This window comes from Mesorhizobium sp. B2-3-11, from assembly GCF_006442215.1.
Taxonomy (GTDB): Bacteria; Pseudomonadota; Alphaproteobacteria; order Rhizobiales; family Rhizobiaceae; genus Mesorhizobium; species Mesorhizobium salmacidum.
The window spans coordinates 80,312-86,311 of sequence record NZ_VFVS01000023.1; the positions used below are offsets into that span (position 1 = coordinate 80,312).

Consider the following 6,000-nt stretch of genomic DNA (forward strand, 5'->3'; position numbering starts at 1 on the left):
TTCTGCATGCGAACTTGAGCATGCTTGTGCCATGGTCCACAACCTCATTTCCAAGGCCCGAAGGCGCCAGTTCCGAACAGACAATTCGGGAACTTCAGCGGTCGAGTTCGCACTGTTGTCACCGCTTTTCATCCTTCTTTTGCTCGGAATGGTTGCCTACGGCATCTATTTTGGTGCCGCCAACTCGATCCAGCAAATCGCAGCCGACGCCGCCCGGACGGCTATCGCCGGGGTGAACCAGACCGAGCGGCAAACGCTCGTGGCCAGCTATCTCACCAACAACGCCGGCGGCTACCCTTTCGTGGACGCTAGCAAGCTGACCTACCAGGCCAATGACAGCGTGGCCGACGGAAGCCAGTTCGTGGTGTCCATCTCGTATGATGCCCGCAACCTGCCGATCTGGAATCTGTTCCCGGGCATAGCCATGCCAGGGACGACCATCAAGCGTCAGTCAACGATCAGGGTCGGGGGTATCTGAATGCTGCAGCGGGCGGGCAAGGGCATCGGCCGGCTTGCACGGTCGATGATGGGAGACAAGAAGGCGAACTTCGCCGTCATGACCGCATTGAGCGCGCCGGTTGCGCTGGCGCTGGCCGCGGTGGCGATAGACGAGGCCTCCATCTATACCGAGCGCCGGGAAGCCCAGGCGATGGTCGACCTGGCAGCGATCACCGCCGCCTCGAACATCAACAACGTCAACACAGCGGTCGTCACCACGCTCACCGACAACGGCATGCCGGGTGTCGTTGTTCAAGCTTCGGGCCAGACCATCCCAGCGGCCGCCGGAAAGACGGTGGTGACGGTCACGCGGGGCCGATATGCCTCGTCGACCGCCAATGTCAGCCAGCGCTTTCAGGCGGGCGTGACGCCTTACAATGCGGCGCGGGTGACTTTGGCGAAAATTCCCCAGCGCTACTTCGCAAGCTCGCTGATCCCCACTCCCGTCATCGACACCCAAGCCACTGCCAGCATGACGCCGCAGGCGACGTTCTCGGTCGGGTCGAGATTGCTTAGCGTCAATGGCGGCATCCTCAACGCACTTTTGAGCGGACTTCTCGGCGGCAACATCTCGCTCAGCGTCATGGATTACAACGGGCTGATCTCGGCCGATGTCAGCGTGCTTTCCTTCATCAGTGCGCTCGGCACACAACTGAACGTCACGGCAGGCACCTATTCCGACGTTCTGGCATCGAAGGCGACCGTCGGCCAGATCGCCACTGCCATGGCCAATGTTCCTGGCCTCGGCAACGCCGCCAAGGTCGCCTTGCAGACCATCGCCTCCAAGTCGACCAGCACCGTCAAGATCCCACTCAGCGGACTTGTCGACCTTGGCTCCGTCGGCAGCCTGGGTCTCGGGCAACAGCCGTCCGGCCTTGGCCTGGACGCCAGCGCCATGGGGATGCTGACGGCGGCGGCCGTACTTGCAAACGGCACCAACCAGGCCGCGATCGATCTCGGCGCCACCATACCGGGGCTGCTTTCCACCAAGCTCAACATCGCTATCGGGGAGCCGATGCAATCCTCGCCCTGGCTGGCGGTCGATGGTATCGGCACTGTCGTGCGGACCGCCCAGACGCGCATCAAGCTGACGGCCTCCGTCGGTATCGGCACGCCCGGCCTGGCCGGCGGCATCAGCTTGCTGGCCGTCAATCTGCCGCTCAATGTGGAAGTCGCCTATGCCGAGGCCAAGTTGACCGACATCACCTGCCCGACAGGGCCGTCCAGCATCAGCGTTTCCATCGCCGCGCACCCCGGTATTGCCCAGTTGAACCTGGCCAACAGCAACAATCCTTCCGGCTTCGCCGATTTCAGCCAGCCGCAGACCTTTACGGATGCAGACATTGCGGATGTTAAGCTGCTGCTGATACCGTTGATCCAGGTGATGGGTTCGGCCGCGCCCGCGATCACCAACAACAACCCGCAGACTCTGACCTTCAACGCGACCGACATCGCCAGCAAGACGGTGAAGACCGTTTCGACGCGAAACATCACGCAGTCGCTCACCACGTCCCTGGTCAACAACCTCTCGCTTTCGGTCAATCTGCTTGGTCTTGGGATCGATGTGACCACCCTGCTCGGAACGGTCAAACCAGCCGTGGTGGCCCTGCTCAACACTGTAACGGCGCCCGTGGACGACTTGCTCTACAATGTGCTGTCAGCCCTGGGCGTCGGTGTCGGCCAGGCCGACGTGCGCGTCACCGGCGCGACCTGCGGACGGGCAGTGCTCGTTCAGTAGGACCGCTTGGCCACAATCGAAGCGCCAATCAGTCGAGCCGACCGAGGAAGCAACCGAGGGCCGGCAGCGAAAGCGCGTTTTCCTCGACGGAAGCAGTGCCGCCCAGGACAGCCGCGGCAGTTCCGATATCCTCAGGCAACGGCCAAGTCGCCGGCTCTCCGGCGAAATTGAAGACACAGAGCAGCCTCTCCCCACCATCCTCGCGGATGAAGGCGAGCACGTCGTCCTCGGCATCGAGAAGGCGGATCGAGCCGCCGACCAGCGCAGGATGCTGTTTGCGCAAGGCGAGCGCCGAGCGGTAGGCCGACAGCACCGATTGCTCCTCGCCGTTCTGCACATCGACCGCGCGGGCGCGATGGCCTGCCGGCACAGGCAGCCAGGGTTTCGCGGTGGAAAAGCCCGCATTGTCGGCGCCCGCCTCCCAGACCATCGGCGTGCGGCAGCCGTCCCTGCCCTTCACGCCGGGCCAGAAGCGGATGCCGACGGGATCGCGCAGATCCTCATAGGCAAGCTCCGCCTCCTCAAGGCCGAGCTCCTCGCCCTGATAGAGGCAGATCGAACCGCGCAGGCATGCGAGCAGCATGATCGAGAATCTGGCCACCGCATCGGGATCGCCACCCGGCCTCGTCCAGCGGCTGACATGGCGCACGACGTCATGGTTGGAGAATGCCCAGCAGACCCAGCCATCGGCAACCGCATTTTCGAAGGCCTCGACGCAGCCACGTACATGCGCCGCGGAGAATTGCGAGCCGAGCAGGTCGAAAGTGTAGCTCATCTGAAGCTTGTCGGCGCCGGAGGTGTAGGCGGCCAGCGTCTGCAAGGAGCGGCCTTCATCGCCGATCTCGCCGACGGCGGCGCGGCCTTCATACTCGTCCAGCAATGCCCGAAAGCGCCTGAGGAAATGGAGGTTTTCCGGCTGCGTCTTGTCGAACAGATGCTCCTGATAGAGGTAGGTGCTGGTCTCCGTATTGGTGCCGGCAACGCTCGAAGCCAAGGGCGGATTGCTGCGCAGCCAGTGGTCGTGGACATAGTAATTGACCGTGTCGAGCCGGAAGCCGTCGACACCGCGCTCTAGCCAGAACCGCACCGTGCCCAGCAACGCATCCTGGACCTCCGGATTGTGGAAATTGAGGTCCGGCTGCGAGGCGAGGAAATTGTGCATGTAATATTGCCGACGGGTCGCGTCCCATTCCCAGGATGGCCCCCCGAAGACCGACAGCCAATTGTTGGGCGCGCCGCCGTCCGGCCTGGCGTCGGCCCAGACGTACCAGTCGGCCTTGGCGTTGTCGCGGCTGGCGCGGCTTTCGATGAACCATTCGTGCTTGTCGGATGAATGCGACAGCACCTGGTCGATGACGACTTTCAGGCCGAGCCTGTGCGCTTCGGCAACCAGCGCATCGAAATCCGCCAACGTGCCGAACATCGGGTCGACGTCGCGATAGTCGGATACATCATAGCCCATGTCGGCCATCGGCGACTTGAAGAACGGCGACAGCCAGACAGCGTCGACGCCGAGCGAGGCGATATGAGCGAGCCGTGACGTGATGCCCTTGAGATCGCCGCTGCCGTCGCCGGTGGTGTCCTGGAAAGAGCGCGGATAGACCTGATAGATGACGCAGCCTCGCCACCATTCGGGCCTCTGCATGGCATTGTCGTCGGACATTTACGAACCCTTCCCGGCGCCACCGTTTCCGGTCCGGCCCTCGATCATGAAGTTGACGCCGCGACCCGGGAGCGGGCGTAGAAGGTCGATCGCCTGCGTCTCGATTGCCGGGCGCCAAAGGAAGCCATCTCGCGCTGGCAAGGTGAAGACGCATTGGCGGCGGTCGCCGTTGATCATGACGGCAAGCCTGCCATCGTCGCCGCCAAGCAGCATGACGAGGCGATGCCGGCTGGAGTCGTTCCAGTCGCTCTCGTTGAGCGGAGCGCCCGTCTCGGTCAGCCATGAGACATCGGGGATGTCGGAACCGTCAACCGCTTGCCCGGTCAGGAAACGCGTGTCCGACAATGCCGGCACCGCCTGGCGAAGAGCTGCGAGCGCCGATGCGTAACGCTCCAGCGCCTGGTCGCGGGCTGGCCAGTCAAGCCAGGTGATGGCGTTGTCCTGCGCATAGGCGTTGTTGTTGCCCTTCTGGGTGCGGCCGAACTCGTCGCCTGCGGTCAGCATTATGGTGCCGCGCGAGGCGAACAGCGTGGCGAGCAGTGCGCACTGGTCGTCGAAGCGCGCCTTGGTGATCGCCGCGTCGTGCGTCTCGCCTTCGGTGCCATTGTTCCAGGACAGGTTTTCGTTATGGCCGTCACGGTTCTGCTCGCCATTGGCGCCGTTGTGCTTGCGCTCATAGGACACGATATCAGCCAGCGTCATGCCGTCATGGGCGGCAATGAAGTTCACGCTGCGGCTTGCCGGCCCCAGTGCCACGTTGAACGCGTCGGACGAACCGGCAAGGCGTGTGGCGAGAGCACCGACCATGCCGGCATCGCCGCGCCAGAAGCGTCTGATATCGTCACGGTAGCGATCGTTCCACTCAAGGAACGGCGGCCGGAAATTGCCCAATTGGTAGCCGTCTGCCCCGATGTCCCAAGGCTCGGCGATCAGCACGCGGTCGCAGAGCACCGGATCATGGATGATGGCCCGGAGCAGCGGCGCTTCCGGATCGAACATGCCATCGACCCGGCCCAGCACCGGAGCCAGATCGAAACGGAAGCCGTCGACGCCGGCCTGGCACACGAAATGACGGAGAGTGTCGAGCACCATTTCCCGCACCACCGGATGGTCGCAAGCGATCGTGTTGCCGGTGCCTGTGTCATTGACCAGCACGCCATCCGGCCGGTGCCGATAGTAGGCCTGGTTGTCGAGGCCGCGTAGCGAGAGCGTCGGCCCCAGCCTGTCGCTTTCGCCGGTATGGTTGAAGACGAGGTCGAGAATGGTGCCGATGCCGGCCCGGCGCAGCGCAGCGACTGTATCCTGCAATTCCGTCAGGCCGCCGGGCGCGAGGCGCGGGTCGAGCGCCATGAAGGTCACGGGATTGTAGCCCCAGGCGTTGCTTAAACCCAGCGGCGGCAGATGCCGCTCGTCGATCGACGCCGTCACCGGCATCAGTTCGACAGCGGAGACACCGAGCCTTTGCAGATGCTCGATGATGGCTGGATGGGCAAGTGCGGCGATCGTACCGCGCTGTTCTTGGGGCACATCCGGGTGGAGCTTGGTGAAGGCGCGGACATTCAATTCGTAGATCAGGCCGCCCGGACGAAACAGCGGCGGCAGGATCGGTGGGGCCGCGGGCAAGGCCTTGGCCACGGCCTTGGGCATCACCGACGCGGTGTCGGCGCCCTCATTGCGCCGCGCGGCGAGCCGCCAGTGATAGGCATAGGGCCGGTCGATCTCGACGGCGTAAGGATCGGTCAGCAGCTTGTCGGGGTCGAACCACAGCCCACGCTCGGGTGCATAGTCGCCGTCGGCTCGCAGGCCATAGCGCGCGCCCACGGCCAGGCCGGAGACGAAAAGCGCATGCATGCCGTCGCCATCCGGCGTCAGCTCCAGCCGGTCGAGTTCACGGTTTCCCTGCTCGTCGAAGATCGAAACCCAGAGGCGATGGGCCGATGAGGACCATGCGGCAAAGCGGATGCCTTCGCTGGTGATGGTGGCGCCGAGCGGCGTCATGCGCGCGCCTTCCCTTCTCCCCTTGTGGGCCCGTTGCGCAATATTGCGGGAGGCTTGTTGTGAGGATTGAGGGCGGCCATTTTCGTTGCTTTGGAGGCTTTTC

At 63.8% G+C, this 6,000-nt stretch carries 4 protein-coding genes; 2 read left to right on the forward strand and 2 right to left on the reverse strand.

The features are described from left to right. Window positions 1-31: 31 nt before the first annotated feature. Together FJ960_RS25865 and FJ960_RS25870 are read left to right on the forward strand one after the other, a co-directional pair. Window positions 32-478 (forward strand): TadE/TadG family type IV pilus assembly protein, encoded by a 447-nt coding sequence (locus FJ960_RS25865; protein WP_140508017.1) that lies wholly within the window; start codon window positions 32-34, stop codon window positions 476-478. Next, on the forward strand, window positions 479-2,236 hold the full coding sequence (locus tag FJ960_RS25870; protein WP_140508015.1) for a TadG family pilus assembly protein: 1,758 nt from the start codon (window positions 479-481) through the stop codon (window positions 2,234-2,236). It abuts the gene before it with no gap. Window positions 2,237-2,264: 28 nt separating this feature from the next. On the opposite strand, the gene FJ960_RS25875 is transcribed toward FJ960_RS25870, so the two are convergent. Both FJ960_RS25875 and glgX read right to left on the reverse strand, forming a co-directional pair. Beyond that, window positions 2,265-3,899: an alpha-glucosidase family protein gene (locus FJ960_RS25875; protein ID WP_181174322.1), complete on the reverse strand. Its 1,635-nt coding sequence runs from the start codon at window positions 3,897-3,899 to the stop codon at window positions 2,265-2,267. Further along, a complete protein-coding gene (glgX, locus tag FJ960_RS25880) occupies window positions 3,900-5,897 on the reverse strand; it encodes a glycogen debranching protein GlgX (RefSeq protein WP_140717796.1) in 1,998 nt (665 codons plus the stop codon). Between the last annotated feature and the right edge of the window lie 103 nt (window positions 5,898-6,000).